Source organism: Desulfolutivibrio sulfodismutans DSM 3696 (assembly GCF_013376455.1).
Taxonomy (GTDB): domain Bacteria; phylum Desulfobacterota; class Desulfovibrionia; order Desulfovibrionales; family Desulfovibrionaceae; genus Desulfolutivibrio; species Desulfolutivibrio sulfodismutans.
Genome location: NZ_CP045504.1, coordinates 161,186 through 179,306 on the forward strand (window position 1 = coordinate 161,186; position 18,121 = coordinate 179,306).

Annotated in this window: 15 protein-coding genes; 10 read left to right on the top strand and 5 right to left on the bottom strand. The window is 65.3% G+C overall.

The genetic code is table 11. The features are described from left to right. Positions 1 to 17 precede the first annotated feature (17 nt). The 3 genes from GD606_RS00695 to GD606_RS00705 are packed head-to-tail and all read left to right on the top strand — an operon-like array spanning position 18 to position 4,555. Complete coding sequence (locus GD606_RS00695; protein WP_163302783.1) at positions 18 to 1,568, top strand: ATP-binding protein; 1,551 nt, start codon at positions 18 to 20, stop codon at positions 1,566 to 1,568. A 3-nt stretch (positions 1,569 to 1,571) separates the two neighbouring features. Further along, positions 1,572 to 3,074: a sensor histidine kinase gene (locus GD606_RS00700; RefSeq protein WP_163302784.1), complete on the top strand. Its 1,503-nt coding sequence runs from the start codon at positions 1,572 to 1,574 to the stop codon at positions 3,072 to 3,074. Next, complete coding sequence (locus tag GD606_RS00705; protein ID WP_163302785.1) at positions 3,059 to 4,555, top strand: sigma-54-dependent transcriptional regulator; 1,497 nt, start codon at positions 3,059 to 3,061, stop codon at positions 4,553 to 4,555. The genes GD606_RS00700 and GD606_RS00705 overlap by 16 nt, the downstream gene beginning before the upstream one ends. A gap of 84 nt (positions 4,556 to 4,639) precedes the next feature. Here the strand turns inward: GD606_RS00705 and GD606_RS00710 are convergent, their stop codons facing one another. Continuing rightward, positions 4,640 to 5,350 carry a Smr/MutS family protein gene (locus GD606_RS00710; protein ID WP_163302786.1) on the bottom strand — a complete coding sequence of 237 codons (711 nt, stop codon included), beginning with the start codon at positions 5,348 to 5,350 and terminating at the stop codon, positions 4,640 to 4,642. A 332-nt stretch (positions 5,351 to 5,682) separates the two neighbouring features. Here GD606_RS00710 and GD606_RS00715 point away from each other — a divergent pair, with 332 nt between their 5' ends. The 7 genes from GD606_RS00715 (at position 5,683) to GD606_RS00745 (ending at position 13,208) form a co-directional block, all read left to right on the top strand. Further along, complete coding sequence (locus GD606_RS00715; protein ID WP_163302787.1) at positions 5,683 to 6,474, top strand: tetratricopeptide repeat protein; 792 nt, start codon at positions 5,683 to 5,685, stop codon at positions 6,472 to 6,474. A 330-nt stretch (positions 6,475 to 6,804) separates the two neighbouring features. Next, positions 6,805 to 8,346 (top strand): ABC transporter substrate-binding protein, encoded by a 1,542-nt coding sequence (locus tag GD606_RS00720; RefSeq protein WP_163302788.1) that lies wholly within the window; start codon positions 6,805 to 6,807, stop codon positions 8,344 to 8,346. 61 nt (positions 8,347 to 8,407) lie between these two features. After that, entirely contained in the window at positions 8,408 to 9,418 is a 1,011-nt protein-coding gene (locus GD606_RS00725; protein WP_163302789.1) for an ABC transporter permease, read from the top strand. 11 nt (positions 9,419 to 9,429) lie between these two features. After that, on the top strand, positions 9,430 to 10,296 hold the full coding sequence (locus GD606_RS00730; RefSeq protein WP_163302790.1) for an ABC transporter permease: 867 nt from the start codon (positions 9,430 to 9,432) through the stop codon (positions 10,294 to 10,296). Positions 10,297 to 10,301: 5 nt separating this feature from the next. Beyond that, a complete protein-coding gene (locus GD606_RS00735; RefSeq protein WP_163302791.1) occupies positions 10,302 to 11,288 on the top strand; it encodes an ABC transporter ATP-binding protein in 987 nt (328 codons plus the stop codon). Further along, entirely contained in the window at positions 11,285 to 12,259 is a 975-nt protein-coding gene (locus GD606_RS00740; RefSeq protein WP_163302792.1) for an ABC transporter ATP-binding protein, read from the top strand. Before GD606_RS00735 ends, GD606_RS00740 begins: the two co-directional genes overlap by 4 nt. Positions 12,260 to 12,383: 124 nt before the next feature. Continuing rightward, entirely contained in the window at positions 12,384 to 13,208 is an 825-nt protein-coding gene (locus GD606_RS00745) for a M55 family metallopeptidase (RefSeq protein ID WP_163302793.1), read from the top strand. 152 nt (positions 13,209 to 13,360) lie between these two features. On the opposite strand, the gene GD606_RS00750 is transcribed toward GD606_RS00745, so the two are convergent. The 4 genes from GD606_RS00750 to GD606_RS00765 are packed head-to-tail and all read right to left on the bottom strand — an operon-like array spanning position 13,361 to position 17,866. Continuing rightward, positions 13,361 to 14,899, bottom strand: coding sequence for an efflux transporter outer membrane subunit (locus tag GD606_RS00750; protein WP_163302794.1), 1,539 nt, complete (start codon positions 14,897 to 14,899; stop codon positions 13,361 to 13,363). Next, complete coding sequence (locus tag GD606_RS00755; RefSeq protein ID WP_163302795.1) at positions 14,896 to 15,984, bottom strand: efflux RND transporter periplasmic adaptor subunit; 1,089 nt, start codon at positions 15,982 to 15,984, stop codon at positions 14,896 to 14,898. The genes GD606_RS00750 and GD606_RS00755 overlap by 4 nt, the downstream gene beginning before the upstream one ends. Beyond that, positions 15,975 to 16,703, bottom strand: a complete 729-nt coding sequence (locus GD606_RS00760) for an ABC transporter ATP-binding protein (protein WP_163302796.1) — start codon at positions 16,701 to 16,703, stop codon at positions 15,975 to 15,977. Before GD606_RS00760 ends, GD606_RS00755 begins: the two co-directional genes overlap by 10 nt. Continuing rightward, complete coding sequence (locus GD606_RS00765; protein WP_163302797.1) at positions 16,703 to 17,866, bottom strand: ABC transporter permease; 1,164 nt, start codon at positions 17,864 to 17,866, stop codon at positions 16,703 to 16,705. Before GD606_RS00765 ends, GD606_RS00760 begins: the two co-directional genes overlap by 1 nt. Positions 17,867 to 18,121: the final 255 nt, after the last annotated feature.

Sequence of the window (18,121 nt, forward strand, 5' to 3'; positions counted from 1 at the left end):
ACGGACGGATGAAGGTCATGACCACCCCGGACAGACACGAGCAGACTGAATATTGTTTGTGGGACACCTCCGACCGGGAATTCCAGGTAGGCATCATCGGCGCCGGGTCCGGGTTCATGTCCATTCTGGATATCCTGGGCAACGAGCAATACCAGGAATTTTTGCCGGGCCTGAAACTGACGGCCGTGGCCGATCTCGGACCCCAGCCCGCCAGCCGGGCCTATGTGGAAAAGCTCGGGGTGCCGATCTACGAAACCTTCCAGGAGATGCTGGCGGCCCACCCCGGCATCGACCTGGTGGTGGAGCTCATCGGTTCCCGGGCCAAGCTGCGGGCCATCCGTTCGGCCTTGCCGGACACGGTTTCGCTTATCGACCACAATGCGGCCTTTTTCCTGTGCGGCCTGCACAACATGCTCCAGGTCAGCACCCACTGCCAGGTCAACCTGGACCGGCACAAGGAACTCTTAAACGCCATCATCGACGAGGTGCGCGACGACATCATCCTCCTGGACAAGGAGGGGCGCGTGGTGGACCTCAATAAAAACGTCTACCAGCGCCTGGGCAAGGAGAAGGCCGAACTTCTGGGGCTGCCCTGCTGGCAGGTGCAGACCCTCGACGACGGACGGCCCTTTTGCTGCGGCCAGGACAAGGACTGTCCCTTTTTCTCCACCCTCTCCACCGGCCGCGAGGCCGAGGCCCTGTTTACCCGACTCGATGCCGACGGCCGACTCATGTATTTTCGCATCTATGCCTATCCCATCTTCAATCCGCTGGGGAATATGACCCACATCATGGTCATGCGCCGGGACATCACACGGCGCACCTACCGGGAACGCCACCAGCAGCACGCCGAAAAGCTGGCGGTCATCGGCGAGATGTCCATGTACCTGGCCCATGAGATCCGAAATCCCCTGTTCGCCATCTCCGGCTTCACCAAGTCGCTTCTGGACTCGGCGAACCTGGCGGAAAAGGAACGGGAAAAGCTGCGCATCATCGCCGAGGAGGCCAAGCGCCTGGATCGCATGCTGTCGAGCATTTTAAGCTTCTCGCGCCAGACCCAGACCGTGTCCGGCCCCGTGGACATAAACCGGGTCAGCGAGGAGGCCGTGGAGCTTATGCGTATCGGCTATGCCGACAAGGGGTACCGCTTCGTGTTCAATGCCGATCCCAACATCCCGCGCGGCCGGGCCGAGTCCGAGACCATCAAGCAATGTCTGGTCAACCTGATGCTCAATTCCATGGAGGCCATGCCCGCAGGCGGCGAGATCCGGGTGCGTACGGGCATGGAGGAGGACCGGCCGATGGTCGAGGTGGCGGATCGCGGCCGGGGCATGAGCCAGGCCGAGATGGACAAGGTCTTTAGCCCCTTCCACACCACCAAGGGCCAGGGGTACGGATTGGGGTTGGCCATGATCAAAAAGATGATCGAGGAGTTCGGCGGCCAGGTGACCCTGTCCAGCCGGGAGGGGCATGGAACCGCCGTGACCCTGCATTTCGCGCCCATCCTGGCGGGCGAGGAGGAACGGCAGGCCGTGGACGACCTCAAGGCCCCACGGGACGTCGCCTAGGCCATGTTCGTCCGAAAATCCGTGCCCGGCTCCCTTTCTCCGCGCCTGTGGAGCCTGCGGGCCCGGCTGATCCTGGTCCTGGGGACGCTTGTGGCCCTCAGCCTGGGGGGGGCGGTCCTGTCTTTGTGGTACGGCCACATGGCCCGCAACCTGTATCTCTCCACCCTGGAAGGCGACGTGGCCGGTCTGGCGGCGGCCCAGGAGCTGGAAAACGCCCTGCTGGCCCTGTATGCCGAGGCGGCCGGGGCCAGGAGCCGGGGGACCATGGACGCCGCCGAGGGGCTTGCGGCCGGACGCAGGCGGGTGGAGGAGTGGCTGCGCAAGGCCCGCGATGCGGCAGGCGGCGAGGCCGCCCGGCAGGGGCTTTCCCAACTGGACGCGTCCTGGTTCGAGGTTCAGGAGGCCATGGACATGGCCTTTGACCGGTCCTCGACCCCCGAGGCCGGTCTTGAGCTTTTATCCCGGCGTTTCCACGAGGCCTTTTCCCGGGCCGAGGCCTACAAGAGCCTTTTTCGGGAGGGCATTGCGGCCCGGCGCGCCGACTACCAGGAGCGCACCGACGCCCTGGTGGCCATGGTCTGGATCGCCTTGCCCCTGGTGGCCCTTCTGGGGCTGGCCCTGACGCATCTGGTCTTTTGGCGCATTTTGAACCCCATCCGCCATCTGGCCCGCACCGGGGCCGGAGCCGACAAGGAGTTGTGCGACGGCAACGAGGTCAAGACCCTGGCCCGGCGTTTCGGCAATCTGCTTGTGGCCGTGGACCGGGCCGAATCCGATCTGGAGGTGAGCCGGGACCATCTCATGCAGTCGGAAAAGCTGGCCCTGGTGGGCAAGCTGGCTGCCGGGGTGGCCCATACTATCCGCAATCCCCTGACCTCGGTCAAAATGCGGCTTTTCTCCCTGGAGCGCGTCCTGCGCCTGGAGCCCGCCCAGAAGGAGGACTTCGAGGTCATTTCGGAAGAGATCCGGCACATCGACACCATCGTGCGCAACTTTCTGGAGTTTTCCCGGCCGCCCAAGCTGGTTTCCCGGCCCACGAGCCTGTCCGACGTGGTGGACACCACCCTAAATCTCCTCAAGCACAGGTTGGAATCTTACGGGGTGACGGTGGAGGTCTTGCGGGCCAAGCGGCTGACCCCCATCAGCGCCGACCCCGACCAGCTCAAGGAGGCCCTGGTCAATCTGGTGCTCAACGCCTGCGAGGCCATGGTCGAGGGCGGCCGGATCGTCATTCGCGAGGAGGAGGGGGTCATGGAGCCGGCCGGGCGGGTGGTGGTGGTGCGCATCAGCGACACCGGGCCGGGGGTGCCGGAATTTATCCGCGACCGGGTGTTTCAGCCCTTTTTCACCACCAAGGGCGAAGGCTCCGGCCTGGGACTGCCCATTGCCCAGCGTATCGTGGAGGAGCACGGCGGGTGGATCAACCTGCATTCCCCCGAGGGCCGGGGGGCCACCTTCGCCTTGATCTTTCCGCACACCGAGGAGCGCACGTGGCACAGATTCTGATTGTGGACGACGACCACCAGTTGCGCCAGAGCTTCGAGCGCCTGCTTTCCGCCGAGGGCTACACGGTACGCACGGCCTCAACTGGCGAGGCCGGGGTGGAGATGGTCCGCGAGAGCCTGCCCGATCTGGTGGTCATGGACGTGCGCATGCCGGGCCTAAGCGGCCTGGAGGCCTTCGCGGCCATGCGCGAGATCGAGCCGAGGCTCCCGGTGATCATCATGACCGCCCACGGCACCACGGAAACCGCCATCGAGGCCACCCGCATGGGGGCCTTCGACTACGTGCTCAAGCCCTTCGACATCCCCGACATCTTGAAGCTCATCGAAAAGGGCTTAAGCGCCGGGCGCTTCATGCGCTCCAAGGTGGAGATGGACGCCCCGGCCGAGGGCGGCGAGGGCGAGGCCATCGTGGGCGGCGGCCCGGCCATGCAGGAGGTCTACAAGGCCATCGGCCGGGCGGCGCCCACCGACGCCACGGTGCTCATCCGGGGCGAGTCCGGCACGGGCAAGGAACTCGTGGCCCGGGCCGTCTACCAATACAGCTCCCGGGCCGGGAAGCCGTTTTTGGTCATCAACTGCGTGGCCATCCCGGAAACGCTTCTGGAATCGGAACTCTTCGGCTACGAGCGGGGGGCCTTCACCGGGGCCTCGGGCCGCAAGGTGGGCAAGATCGAACAGGCCAACCGGGGCACGGTCTTTCTGGACGAGATCGGGGACATGCCGGTCTCCATCCAGGCCAAGCTTTTGCGCCTTTTGCAGGAAAAGCATGTGGAGCGCCTGGGCGGGGCTGGCCCCATCCCCGTGGACGTGCGCATCATCGCCGCCACCAACCGGGATCTGGAACAGGCCGTGGCCAAAGGGGCCTTTCGCGAGGATCTGTATTACCGCCTCAAGGTGGTGACCATGACCCTGCCCCCCTTGCGGGAGCGGCGCGAGGACATCCCGCTTCTGGCCAAACATTTTTTGTGCCGTTTTTCCCGCGAGGCCGGCGTGCCCGATCCGGGGCTGACCCCGCAGGCCTTGGACTTTCTGACCGGGCATGACTGGCCGGGAAACGTGCGCGAATTGGCCAATGTCCTGCAAAAAAACCTGATATTCAACCGGGGCGGTCCCATCACCGCCGACGATCTGCAACAGGCCGCCGGGGTGACGCCCCAGGCGGCGGCCGCCGGGACGGCGACCCCCGCTTTGGAGGCTGGAGGCGACGGCTCGGCCCAGGAATTTCTGCGGCGGTTCGTGCGCGGGGAGCTGGTGGCGGCCCGGGACGACGAGGGGGCCTTCGAATCGCTCATGGACCGTTTCGGGGCGGTGGTCATTGCCGAGGCTCTGGCCATGACCGGCGGCAACCGCACCCGGGCGGCCAGACTTCTCGGGCTGTCGCGGCCAACGCTTCTGGCCCGCATCGAAAAATACGGATTGAAAATCGAGACCTCGGTGACCTCCCAGCTTGGCGCGACCGATCCCGACAGCCCCGGGCGATGATCGCGGCCGGGATGCGGCGTCGCCCGGGTCGGAAGAGGGGCGGCGCGGGGCCCAGGCGGCCGTCATGGCCTGCCCGGGGCGACCCTATCCCAGGTCGTCCCAGAAATTTTCCCAGCGCACCTTGCCCTTGGTCTTTTTGAACTTGCGTAAGAGCACGTACAGGGCCCCTGCGCCGCCGTGCCGGGGCAGGGCCGTGGCGAAGGCCAGGATGACGCGTTTCAAGGGGTCGCGGGTGAGCCAGGTCTTGAGCTCCTCCTTGAGCACGGGAAGCCCGCCCGGGGAGTTGGCCCCGCGCCCGGGGATGAGGAGCAGGCAGCGTTTCCCGGCCAGGTAGTTTTCGCGCACGAAATGCAGAAGCGCCAATTGGGCCTGGGCGGCGTTTTGGCCGTGCATGTCCAGATGGGCCTCGGGAGAGAACTGCCCGGCGCGCAGTTGGCGGAAGACCTTCTGGTCCATGTCCCGGACAAATCCCTGCAGGTATTCGTCGGTAAACGACAATTCAAATTCCACCCGCCCGGCAACAAGGTCCAGCAGGGCGTTTTTGCCGTCCGGATCGGACTCGGGCATGGAACCGGGGCGCGGATCGGCAGGCTTGGGAACCACGACCCGGCCCCGAACCGTGCCGTCCATGGCCCGCACCCCGGACATGGCCTGGGAGAACAGATGTTCTTCGTCATCGGCCGGGATATCCGGGTCCGGGGCAGGCTTTGGCGGGGCCTTGACCGGTTCCGGTTTTTTTTTCTGGATTTTAAGGGATTTGAGGGCGTCGAGGCCCGCACGTTTTTGTTCTGCCATGTCCCCAAGGCTACAGGGAAGCCGACGGATTGGCAATGGACGGGCCCGCCGGGGGAAAAAGTCAGGGTGGCTTTGCCCTGTTTCTTGACCCGCCGTGGCCGATGGACTACACAATAGACGGTTTTCATATTGCACGACTTTGTCCGGCGGTTTCCGTGCCACTTTGCTGTACCGCTATTTTTTTTGGTCTTGCTTCTGCACGGCTCTTTTGTGCAGTTTATCAAACGTTGTGGGAGGCGTATCGGAGTTTATTCGATTCTGAGCGGACCTCATGACGGAAAGAATCGTGATAAAGACCGTGATGAAATCCGCTCGATAAAAAAGGACCAGGCATGTCCGATCAATTCCGGATTCTCGGAATCTATTCCCTGACAAGGTCCACCGAGGTTGGAGTTGGGGGAACAGCCAAAGGTTACGAACAAAAGACCTATTGGTTTGTGCGGCGTCTGCCGGACGATTCCTATGAGGTACAGCCGATAAATGCCAATCATCTTCCATCTGGCATAAAACGCATCCTTTCCAAGGGGGAGTTCCTGGCGGGATACGCACCGGAACCTGGATATTACGAAAAAAAGACCCTTCCCCTTGTCCAATCCCTGAAAAAGAAGCTGACCCAGGGCGAGGAGGCGCTTTGCGCGGGCAACCTCAATGATGCCGAGAAATTGTTCTGCAAGGCCCTGCTGCTCGATGAGGACAATCCCACAGCCAATATGGCCCTTGGCGAGGTGTACTGCCGCAGGCAGGAGCACAAGCGTCTGGAGGCCGTCTTGCGGCGCATCCTGAACCTGGACGAGGTCTTCAAAGAGGAACAGCGCCATATCTTCAACAGCTTCGGCATCAGCCTGCGCAAGGAGAAGTATTTCGCCGAGGCGATCCGCTATTACCGCCGGGCCATCGAGTTCAACCCCACGGACGAGAATCTGCATTTCAATGCAGCTCGCGCCTACTTCGAGGCCGGTGAGCTCACCCTGTGCGTCGAACACCTGGAGCAGGCCTTGCAATTGCGGCCTGATTTCGCCGAAGCCGCCGAGTTTCTGCGCTACCTCGACTCCTCTTCGGCCGTCACGGACGCCCCTTCCGCGACCGCTGTGACGGATGGGGCCGGGCCGCATCGAGGGGAATGATCGCCATGCCCCGGCATCCCCGCCGTGTCCGCCTGTGCCCGGCAATATCGCCGTCAACCGGGTCTTGTTGACGATTTTGTGAAATAATTGAGGGGGAGAGGGCTGTTTTTTGTTGTCCATCAGGCCGGGACGTTTTACAAGAAACCCCGTGCCTGATGGGGAGGGAACGTTTTTTTGCGCCAAGGGGAGGGGGATCCCCGTACGCCGCGTGTGACGGATGTGCGACGGCAGGGATGAAAACTTTTTTACCCCCCGAGGCGCCGTTCCCTTTCCCGGCGCGCGAAGCAGGGTGCGACCTTTTCGACAACGTCAATGATGGAGGCCTACGGCATGCGTATCTGGTCACTTCTGTGTTGCCTGGTCATGATTTTGGCCGTGTCCGTGGCTCACGCCGCCGACAAGGACACCCTGGTGGTGTCCGTGCCCTCGGACATCCACACCCTGGACCCGGGCGTGTCCAGCGACAACTACGATTGGCGTCAGATATATCCCTGCTACGACCGGCTGGTGAAATACAAGGTCGAAAACGGCAAGGGCTCAACCGAGGTCGAACCCATGGCCGCCGAGTCCTGGACCGTCTCCCCGGACGGGCTGGTGTGGACCTTCAAGATCAAAAAAGGCATCGCCTTCGACGACGGCACGCCCCTGGACGCCGAGGCCGTGCGCTATTCCCTGGACCGCACCCTGGCCATCGGCAAGGGCCCGGCCGACAACATCGGGGCCATCGCCTCCATGAAGGTGGTCGATCCCCAGACCCTGGAAGTCACCCTGAAAAACCCCTATGGCCCGTTTTTGCAGACCCTGGCCACGGACGGGGCCTCCATCGTCAATCCCAAGGTGGCGGCCAAGGCTACGGGCGACGACAAGGCCCAGGCCTGGCTGGCCGAGCATGTGGACGGCAGCGGCCCCTTCAAGGTGACCGAATGGACCCGGGGCCAGAGTTGCGTGCTTGAGGCCAAGCCGAACTACTGGGGCGGCGCGCCAAAGATCAAAAAGGTCATCATCCGCTTCATGCCCGAGTCCGCCGACCGCCGCATGGCCTTGGAAAAGGGCGACGTGGACATCGCCGAAAACATCCTCATCGACCAGCTTCCGGCTCTGGAGAAAAACCCCGACATCGTGGTCAACCGTTTTCCGGCCCAGATGACGGAATACGTCTACGTCAACTGCCAGAATAAAAAGCTGGCCGATCCCCGGGTGCGCCAGGCCCTGTCCTACGCCGTGGATTACAAGGGCATCATCGACCAGGTGCTCCAGGGCAACGGCATGCAGATGCGCGGCCCCATCCCCCAGGGCATGTGGGGACACCGCGAGGACGTCTTCCAATACAGCCAGGACGCGGCCAAGGCCAAGGAGCTTCTGAAGGCCGCCGGGGCCGAGAACCTGGAACTGACGCTGATCTATTCCGAACGCCGGGCCACCTGGGAGCAGATCGCCCAGGTCATGCAGGCCAATCTGGCCGACATCGGCGTGAAGCTCAAGCTTGAGCTCATGTCCAACCCGACGCTTCGCGACAAGATCGACAAGGGCGACTTCGAGCTGTGCCTGGGCGCCTGGAGCCCGGATTTCGCCGATCCCTACATGTTCATGAACTTCTGGTTCGACTCCAAAAACGCGGGCCTGCCCGGAAACCGCAGCTTCTACAAAAACGACAAGGTGGACGAACTGGTGCGCAAGGCCGCCGGTCTTTCCGATGTGGCCGAGCGCAAGAAGCTGTACAGCGAGGCCCAGGACATCATTATGAAGGATGCCCCGTACATCTTCCTGTACCAGATCCAGACCATCGTGCCCATGCGCAAGGACGTGAAGGGGTACGTCTTCAACCCCATGCTCGAATCCATGTACAACTTCGAGGCCATCTCGAAGAACTAACGGTAAGGACGCCAACGCCCCGGCCGGACGACAAAACGTCCGGCCGGGGCCGCTTCACCTCATGCGCATTCTCGCCTACACCTTCCGCCGCCTGCTGGCCGCCATCCCCGTGCTGCTCGGGGTCAGCGTCCTGGCCTTTCTCATTTCCCACGCCATCCCGGGCGATCCGGCCCGCCTGATCGTGGGCCCCAAGGCCAGCCGGGAGGCCGTGGAGGCCATCCGCAAGGAGCACGGCCTGGATAGGCCGCTGCCCGTGCAATATCTGCATTTTCTGGGCGGATTGGTCCAGGGCGACCTGGGCCAGTCCATCCGCAACCACCGGCCCGTGACCGAGGATCTGGCCGATTATTTTCCCGCCACCCTGGAACTGACCCTGGCCAGCCTGATGCTGTGCCTGACCGTGGGCATTCCCCTGGGCATCCTGGCCGCGGTGCGGCGCAACCGTTTCGCGGACCATGCCGCCCGGGTGGTGTCGGTGATCGGCGTCTCCACCCCGGTTTTCTGGCTGGGGCTTATGTTGTTGCTCCTTTTCTACCGCCATTTGAGTTGGCTGCCGGGTTCGGGGCGGCTCGACGTGACCAGCGCGCCGCCTGCCGGGATGACCGGCCTGTACGTGGTGGACGCCCTTTTCGCCGGGGACTGGGCGCTTTTGCGCGAGGCCTTAAGCCACCTGATCCTGCCCGCCTTCTGTCTGTCCTACGTCTATCTGGCCATCATCACCCGCATCGTGCGCTCCTCCATGATCGCCGTGCTGGGGCAGGACTACATCACCACGGCCCGGGCCAACGGCCTGTCCGCCGCGCGCGTGGTCGTAAAGCACGCCTTCAAGAATTCGCTCATCCCCACGGTGACCATCGTCGGCCTGTCCCTGGGGGAGCTTCTGGGCGGGGCCATCCTCACCGAGACCATCTTCGCCTGGCCGGGCATGGGCAAATACGTGGTGGATTCCGTCAATTCCCTGGATTTTCCGGCCATCATGGGATTCACCCTGGTGGCCAGCACGGCCTATGTGGCCATCAACCTGGGGGTGGACGTCTTGTACGCCTTTTTAAACCCCCGCATCCGGTATTGAGGTCGCCGCCCGTGCCCCCCCGCGCCCGCCATCCTTTTTTTCGCGAACTGACGCTGACGCTTGGCATCCTGTCGCGCAACCCCTCGGCCGTCATGGGCGGCACGATCATCGCGGCCATGGTCTTTCTGGCGCTTTTTGCGCCCCTTCTGGCCCCCTACGATCCCGTGAAGCTGGCCCTGCCCGAGCGTCTCCTGGCCCCGGGGGCGGCGCATTTTTTCGGCACGGACGAGCTTGGCCGGGACATCTTTTCCCGGGTGCTTTACGGGGCCCGCATCTCGCTTTCCATCGGGCTTCTGGTCATCAGCGTAGCCGGGGGCCTCGGCGCGCTCATCGGGGCCACGTCGGGCTATTTCGGGGGGAAGATCGACAGCGTGGTCATGCGCGCCATGGACGTGATCCTGTCCTTTCCGTCCCTGGTCCTGGCCCTGGCCCTGGCCGCCGCCCTGGGACCAAGCCTGATCAACGCCATCTTCGCCACGGCCTTCGTCATGATCCCCAAGTTCGCCCGTATGGTGCGCGGCGAGGCCCTGTCCGTGCGCGAGCTGCCGTTCGTGGCCGCCAGCCGGGTGGCCGGGGCCGGACACGGCTTCATCATCCGCCGCCACATCCTGCCCAACTGCCTCAACTCGGCCATCGTCCTGGCCACCCTGACCCTTGGCGACGCCATCCTCATCGCCGCCTCGCTGTCGTTTATTGGCCTGGGGGCCCAGCCGCCCACGCCCGAGTGGGGGGCCATGATCGCCTCGGGCCGCAAGTTTCTCATGGACCAGTGGTGGTATGCGACCTTTCCGGGGCTTTTCATCCTGGTCACGGTCATCGGCTTCAACATTTTCGGCGATGCGCTGCGCGACGTGCTTGATCCGCGCATCCGGCGTTAGTCATCATGCCCACCCCGACGCCGCTTCTCGACATCCGCGACCTCTCGGTCAGCTTCAAGACCTATCAGGGCCGGGCCCGGGTGCTGGACCGGGCCAGCCTGTCCGTGAACCGGGGGGAGATCATGGGCCTTGTGGGCGAGACCGGTTGCGGCAAGTCCGTGCTCTCCCGGGCGGTGCTGCGCATCATCCCGTCGCCGCCGGGGCGCATCGACGGCGGGGAGATCCTTTTTGACGACCGCGATCTGCTCACCCTGCCGAAAAAGGCCATGCGCGCCCTGCGGGGGGACCGCATCTCCATGATTTTCCAGGAGCCCATGAGCAGCCTGAATCCGGTTTATACCGTGGGCAACCAGATGCGCGAGGTCATCCGGGCCCACCGTAAGGTGAGCCGGGCCGAGGCCCACGCCGTGTGCCTGGAGATGCTTGAGGCCGTGCGCCTGCCCGAACCCGGGGCGGTGCTTTCCGCCTATCCCCACGAGCTGTCCGGGGGCATGCGGCAGCGGGTGATGATCGCCATGGAGCTGTCCTGCCGCCCGGCCCTGCTTCTGGCCGACGAGCCCACCACGGCGCTCGACGTCACGGTCCAGGGCCAGATTCTGGCCATTTTGGCCGAGCTGTCGGCCCGCGAGGGCCTGTCCATCCTCTTGGTCACCCACGATATGGGCGTGGTGGCCCAAGTCTGCCGCCGGGTGGCGGTGATGTATGCCGGGCAGGTGGTGGAGGTGGCCGACGTGGAGAGCCTGTTCGCCCGTCCGGCCCATCCCTATACCCGGGGGCTGATCGCCTCCATCCCGGGCCGGGCCGGGGGCGGCGAACTCTACGCCATTCCGGGCAGCGTCCCAAGCCCCATCGATCCGCCCCCGGGCTGCCGCTTCCATTCCCGTTGCACCCAGTCCGGGCCGGACTGCCGTCGGGCCGTGCCCGAGATGGTGCTCGTGGCCCCGGACCATGCCGTGGCCTGCCACCAGTGTCCCGGAGGAGGGCGGCCATGAGCGAACCGCTGCTTCTGGTTGCGAATCTGTGCAAGGCCTTTCCGCTTGGCGGGGGATTTTTCGGAGGCGGAAAGCGTTTCCTCAAGGCCGTGGACGGGGTGGACCTGTCGCTATCGCGCGGCGAGACGCTGGGGCTGGTGGGCGAGTCGGGCAGCGGCAAGTCCACGGTGGGCAACTGCATCCTGCGCCTGCTCGACCCTGATTCGGGCTCCATCGCCTTTGACGGCGTGGAGCTCACGGAACTTTCCGGCCAGGCCCTTATGAAGGCCCGGGCCCGCATGCAGGTGGTCTTCCAGGATCCCCAGAGTTCCCTTGACCCGCGCATGACCGTGGGGGGCATCGTCTCCCTGCCGCTGCGGGTTCAGGGGGTGGCCAGGGGCAGTGAGCTTCGCGACCGGGCCAAGGCCAGTCTGGCCGAGGTGGGGCTTGGGCCGGAGTGCCTGGACCGCTATCCCCATGAGTTTTCCGGCGGCCAGCGGCAACGCATCGGCCTGGCCCGGGCCTTGGTGGCCGATCCGGCCTTCGTGGTCATGGACGAACCGACCAGCGCCCTGGACGTGTCGGTCCAGGCCCAGATATTGAACCTCATGGCCGGACTTCAGGAAAAGCGCGGCCATGCCTATCTGTTCATCTCCCACGACCTGACCGTGGTGCGCCACGTCAGCCGCCGCATTGCGGTCATGTATCTGGGGGCTGTCGTCGAGACCGCGCCCACGGACGCGCTGTTCACGAATCCGGCCCATCCCTACACCCAGGCGCTTTTGGCCTCGGCGCCCCTGCCGGACCCGACGAAACGGCAGAATCTGGCCCGGCTGACCGGCGACGTGCCAAGCCCCGTGGACCTGCCGCCGGGCTGCCGGTTCCATCCCCGCTGCCCCGAGGCCATGGCCGTGTGCGCCTGCGAAGCGCCTCCGAAGGTGGCTGTGGCGGCGGGACATGAAGTCGTCTGCCATTTGCACAGTTCAGGCTAATGCCTTAAAAAGAAAGGGATTCCAACGGGGCCGCGCCTCGTTGGGCGTTGGGGCCGCCGGAGGCTTCCCCCCGACAGCACGCGCCTCCCCATCCCATACCGCAACACCATCAAAGGATACTGCCATGAAAGTCTTCATCAGCGCCGACATTGAGGGCGTGGGGGCCGTGGCCCGCCACGAACACTCCCGGGTGGACGGCCGGGAATACGCCGTGGCCCGGTCGCGTATGACCGGCGAGGTCAACGCCGCCATCGCCGGGGCCTTCGACGGCGGGGCCACGGCCGTGACCGTGGCCGACGCCCACAACGTGGGCTTAAACCTCATCCCCGAGGAACTCGACGAGCGGGCCACCCTGGTCATGGGATCGCCCCGGCCCCTGTCCATGGTCCACGGCATCGACGCCACCTATGGCGCGCTTTTCTGCGTGGGCTACCACGCCATGGCCGCCACCCGCGACGCCAGCATCGTGCATACCTTCACCGGGCGCATCCAGGCGGTCAGCCTCAATGGCCTAAAAATCGGGGAGATCGGCTTAAACGCCGCCCTGGCCGGGTCGTTTAGCGTGCCGCTGACGTTTTTGGCCGGAGACGGCGCGGCCTGCCGCGAGGCCCAGGCGCTTTTGCCCGGGGTGCGCACCGTGGCCGTGAAGGAGGGCATCGGGGCCTATGCCGCCGTCGGCCCCCATCCGGCCCGCTGCCGGGCGGCCATCTATGCCGCCGCCAGGGAGGCTGCGGCTAATCCCCCCCAGGTCAGGCCCCTGGCCTTTTCCGGCGAGGTGGAGTTGGTGGTGCGCTGCACCACGGCCTCGGGCGCGGATCGGGCGGGCATGATCCCCAGGACGAAGCGTCTGGACGACCTTACCGTGAGCTATGCGGGCGACGACGTGGTGGAGGCGTTTATGGCGTTTAACGCCATGACCTGCTTGGTGGAGCTGGTGCCCTTCATCTAATCCCTGAGCCTTTTTGCATCCGGCGGCCTTGCGCCGCGTGCGTCAAACGCCAGGAGGCGGCCCTTTTGGGGGCGCTCCTGGCGTCTTTTTCGGCCCATGGCCGTGGGGGCGGGCGGTCATCCGTCCGCCGGCGCGCCTGGAGCCGTTTCGGCCTAGCCGCTTCCGGAGGCCGCCTTCCAGCCGCCGCCCAGGGCTTTGTACAGGGAAACCAGGCTGACCCGCAGGGCCGCCTCGGACTGACTCAGATCCGTCTGGGCCGCATAGAGCGCGGCGTCGATGACCAGGACGTCGAGAAAGGTGGTCAGGCCCTTGCCGTAGCGGATCTCCGCCAGTCGCCGGGCCTGCTCGTAGGCGGCCACGGAGGCGGCCAGCCGCTGCCGTCGCTCGGATTCGGCGTAATAGGAGGCCAGGGCGTTCTCCACATCCTCCAGGGCCGTATGGAAAGCCTGGCGGTAGGCGGCCAGGGTTTCGTCGAACAGGGCTTTTTTCTTGTCCACCCCGGCCCGGGCCTTGCCCATGTCGAAAAGCGGCCAGGACACCCCCGGGACCACCGACCAGTACCAGGTGGAGAACCCGGCGATGTTCGAGGGGCTGACGCCTTGCAGGCCAAGACCGGCCGTAAGGTCGAACTTGGGATACAGATCCGCCACGGCCGCCCCGATCCCGGCCGAGGCCGCCGCCAGTTCCCGTTCCGCGCGGCGCAGGTCGGGACGGCGGGAAAGGAGTTCGGCGGGCAGGCCCGAGGCCGACACCCCCGTCAGGGACGGTTGGGGACGCGGGGGGGCCAGGAGAGCGATGAGGCTTTCGGGGGGCTGGCCGGTCAGGACGCCGAGCCTGTGGATGGATTGGGACACCGTGGCCGTGAGGCGCGGCGGGTCCGCCGCCGTGGACGCGGCCTGGCCCTCGGCCTGGGCCACGTCGAGCTGGCTGGTCAGTCCCAGACGGAACCGCTCCCGGGTGACCTCCACGGTCTCTTCCTGGCTTTTCAGGTTGCGCCGGGCGATGTCCAACTGCTCCTGGGCGGCGCGCAATTCCATGTAATTTTCGGCCACCTCGGCCAAAAGGGTGAGCCGCGTGGCCTCCAGATCCCAGATGTCGGCCTCAAGCGTGGCCTGGGCCGCCTCTCGTTCCCGGCGTTTGCCGCCGAAGATGTCGATCTCCCAGGTGGCGTCGAATCCGGCCGTAAAAAGCGTGGTGGTGGTGGTCGTCGTGGCCCCGGCGTTGTCCGTGCCGACCGACGTGGACCCGGTTCCGGTCGATCCGCTGCTGCCGGAGCCGCCTGTACTGCCTCCTGCGGAGGAGGTTCCCGTGCCGGCGTCGAGCAGGCCGTTGGCCGAGGTGGTGGAACTGCCGGTGACGTTCACCGTCGGGAAGAGGGCGGCCCTGGCGATGGCGGCCTCGGCCCGGGCCTGGCGCACCCGTGCCCTGGCCTGGGCCAGATCCAGGTTTGCGGCCATGGCCCGGGTGACCAGCTCGTTTAAAATGGGATCGTCAAAGGACTGCCACCAGGCCGCTGCCGCAAGGCCCAGGGCCTCGTGCCCCTGCCCCGGACCCTGGTTTGCCGTCTGGGCGAACCGATCCGGGGCCTCAAGGGACGGCGGATGGTAGTCGGGGCCCACGGCCAGGCAGCCCCCGAGGATCACGGCCGGACACAGGGCCAGGACAAAGGCGAGGACGGGGCGCATGGTCATTTCCCGGCTTCCTTTGTCTGGGCGCTGGCCGCCTGGACCCGGGCGCAGGCGAAAAGCCCCTGGCCCAGCCCGGCGGAAGGCGCATCGGCATCCGCCTCGGAGATGTCCCGGGCCGCTGCGGCAGGGCCGGGGGAGGAAGCGGGGAGGGTCTCGGGCGACGTCTCGATGAACACGTCCATCTGCTGGCCCACGTAGACCGGAAGGTCGGAGGGGTCCAGGTCGAAAAGCACCTGCAACACCCGGGTGTCCACGCGTTCGGTGCTGGTCCCGGTCAACTGGGTCTTGGACACCACATAGGGCTCCACGCGCACGAAGCGCATGTCGGCGCGCATGTCCCGGTTGCCACGGATGTAGGCCACGGCGCGGGTTCCCGGGGTGAAACGCCAGGCGTCGTTTTCGTCGATGTCCGTGCGCACGTGCAGCCGCGACACATCGCCCAGGCGCAGAAGCGGGGTATCCACGGCGCCGGCCACGGCATATTCGCCGGGATGGATGTTGACCTGGAGCACCGTGCCGTCTGACGGCGCGCGTGCCGTCAGACGGTCCAGGTCCGTGGCGGCGGCGTCCCGTTCGGCCTTGGCCGATTCCACGGCGACCAGGGCGCTTTCGAGCTTGGCCTTGGCCAGCAGCTCGGCATTTTTGCGTTGCTCCACGTCGTCCTTGCTCACCGCCCGGTGGTCGGCCACGTTGCGCACCAGGGCGAACTGCGCCGTGGCGTCGCGCAGGGAGGCCCGGGCCTCCTCCACGGCGGCGATGGCCACAGCCAGTTCGGCGGTTTTGACGGCCAGTTCGGCCCTGGCCTCGCGGTCGTCCACCAGAAAAAGGGGATCGCCCGCCTGCACCCGGTCGCCGACAGTGACGAACACCGTCTGGACCACCCCGGCCAGGGACGACCCGATCCCGATGATTTCCGAGCGCGGCTCGACGATGCCGCCGCCGCCGATATAGGTTTCGAAGGGGGCCTTGGCGGGCAGGGCCACGGGTTCCGGCGTGGGAGGGGTCTGGTTGGAATAGAGTCCCACGACCACGGCCAGGGCCAGACCGGCCAGGGAGACGGCCATGATCAGTTTGTTCGTCAAGCGCATGATGGAGCGTCCGTTTCGGGTTTGAGGCGGGTTTCCTGGATGACGCCGTCGTCCATGTGGGCGATGCGGTCGGCATAGGGAAAGATGCGGGAGTCGTGGGTCACGATGACCAGGGCCCGGTTGTCCCTCACGGCCAGGGACTTGAGGGCGCCCATGACCCGGGCGCCGGTGGCGTGGTCCAGGGCGCTGGTGGGCTCGTCGCAGACCACAAGGCCTGGGTCGTGCACCAGGGCCCGGGCGATGGCCACGCGTTGCTGCTGGCCTCCGGAGAGCTGGCCCGGGGTTGTGCCCAGGCGGTCGCCGAGTCCCACCTGGTCCAGGTGGCGCGCCGCCCGGCGCAGGGCCTCGTCGCGCCTCACGCCGTTGATGAGCAGGGGGACGGCGATGTTTTCCAGGGTGGTCAGGCACGGCACCAGATTGAAGGCCTGAAACACGAAGCCGATGTGTCTGCCGCGAAAACGGACCCGTTCGCGCGGCGAAAGCAGGGCCAGATCCTGTCCGAACAGGGCGCAGGAGCCCTGATCCTGGTTGAGGATTCCGGCGATGACCGAGATGAGCGTGGTCTTGCCGCACCCCGAGGGGCCGACCAGCATGAGCAGTTCCCCGGGCTGCACGTCCAGATCCACGCCGCGCAGGGCTTTGGTGGCGGTGTCGCCGACGCCGTAGGTTTTGGTCAGGCCCCGGCAGACGACCACGGGAGTGGTGGCGGAGGTTTCCATCAGCTTTTGAACACCTCGGCCGGTTCCAGCCGGAGCACCTTGCGGGCGCTGAAAAAGGCCGCCGCCAAAACGATCAAAAGGACGGCCAGGCCGCTGGCGCATAAAAGCGGCAGTCCGACCTCAAGCTTCATTTCATTGCCCTTCCAGGTGGAGGCGGCAAAGGCGGCGGTGACCCCTGAGCCGAGGCCGAAGCCCATGAGCCCGGCCAGAAGGGCCTGGAGCAGAATCATGCAAAGCAGCATGCGATCCGTGGCCCCCATGGCCTTGAACACCCCGAAATAACGCAGGTTGTCCAGGGTGAAGTTGTAAAATATCTGCCCCGTGACCGCCGTACCCACCACGAACCCCACCAGGACCACGAAGCCGAAATTCATGAGCATGGCCGAGTTGTGCAGCATGAAATCCAGGGACCGGCTTTTGAATTCCCCGGCGGTGTAGGCCGCCAGATCCGTGGCCTGTGCAATGCGCCGGGCCACGGCCTCGGAGTCGAGGCCCGGCTTGGCCTTGGCCAGGATGAAGGACAGGAGCTTGCGTTCGCTTGCGGCGTAGTTTTTGGCCCTGCTGTAGGTGGTGTACAGGATGGGCTGGGACTGGAAGGTGGGCGTGGCCTTGGCGATGCCCACCACGGTGGCCCTTTTTTCGTTGATCTCCAGCGTATCCCCCACCTGCAAGGGGATGCCGTGCTCTCCGGGGCGTCCCGTCTGCCGGGCCAGGCGGCCCCTGGCCCCGGCCTCGTCCACGATGACCGCGTCGGGCATGCGCAGATCGGCCAGATTGCCCTCCACCATGATCCCGGGACCGCCGATCAGGGTGGCGTCGTCAAGCCCGAGCATGATCGCCCGTTCCAATTCTCCGTTGCCCAGGCGTACGGTAAGGCTGCCCTTGTACAGGGGAACGGCCCATTCCACGCCTTCAATGCCGCGCACCCGATAGAGCTGGGTGTCCAAAAGGGCTCTGGAATCCTCGCTGGTGCGCACTTTGGGGTCCATGACCCAGATGTCGGGCAGGCTTATGTCCGTGATCAGGCTGTAGGTATGCGACAGCATGGTCAAAAGGATGCTGGGCTGCTGGATGATGATGATGGAGGCCATGGCGATGCCGACGATGATGCCCAGGTATTTGCCCCGGTCGCCGAAAAGCATCTGCAAAGCGATTCGATACATGAAGGTGCCGCATCCTGGTTAACGGGGGGAAGGGGATGGCCCGGGGTGGCGTCGGGGGAAACCAAGCGGTTCGCCGGGCGACGGGACGGACGCCACAGGCGGAACATGCGAAGGCAACATGCCCTTGCGTTGGCAAGAACTGTTCCTGTTCTGAAAAGATATGTTATATCAGCATGATGAAGGAATGATGCGGGTTTCTTTGCACGTATGTGTGCATGCCTTTGCACTCATATGTGCAGATTGGAGGGGGAAGTG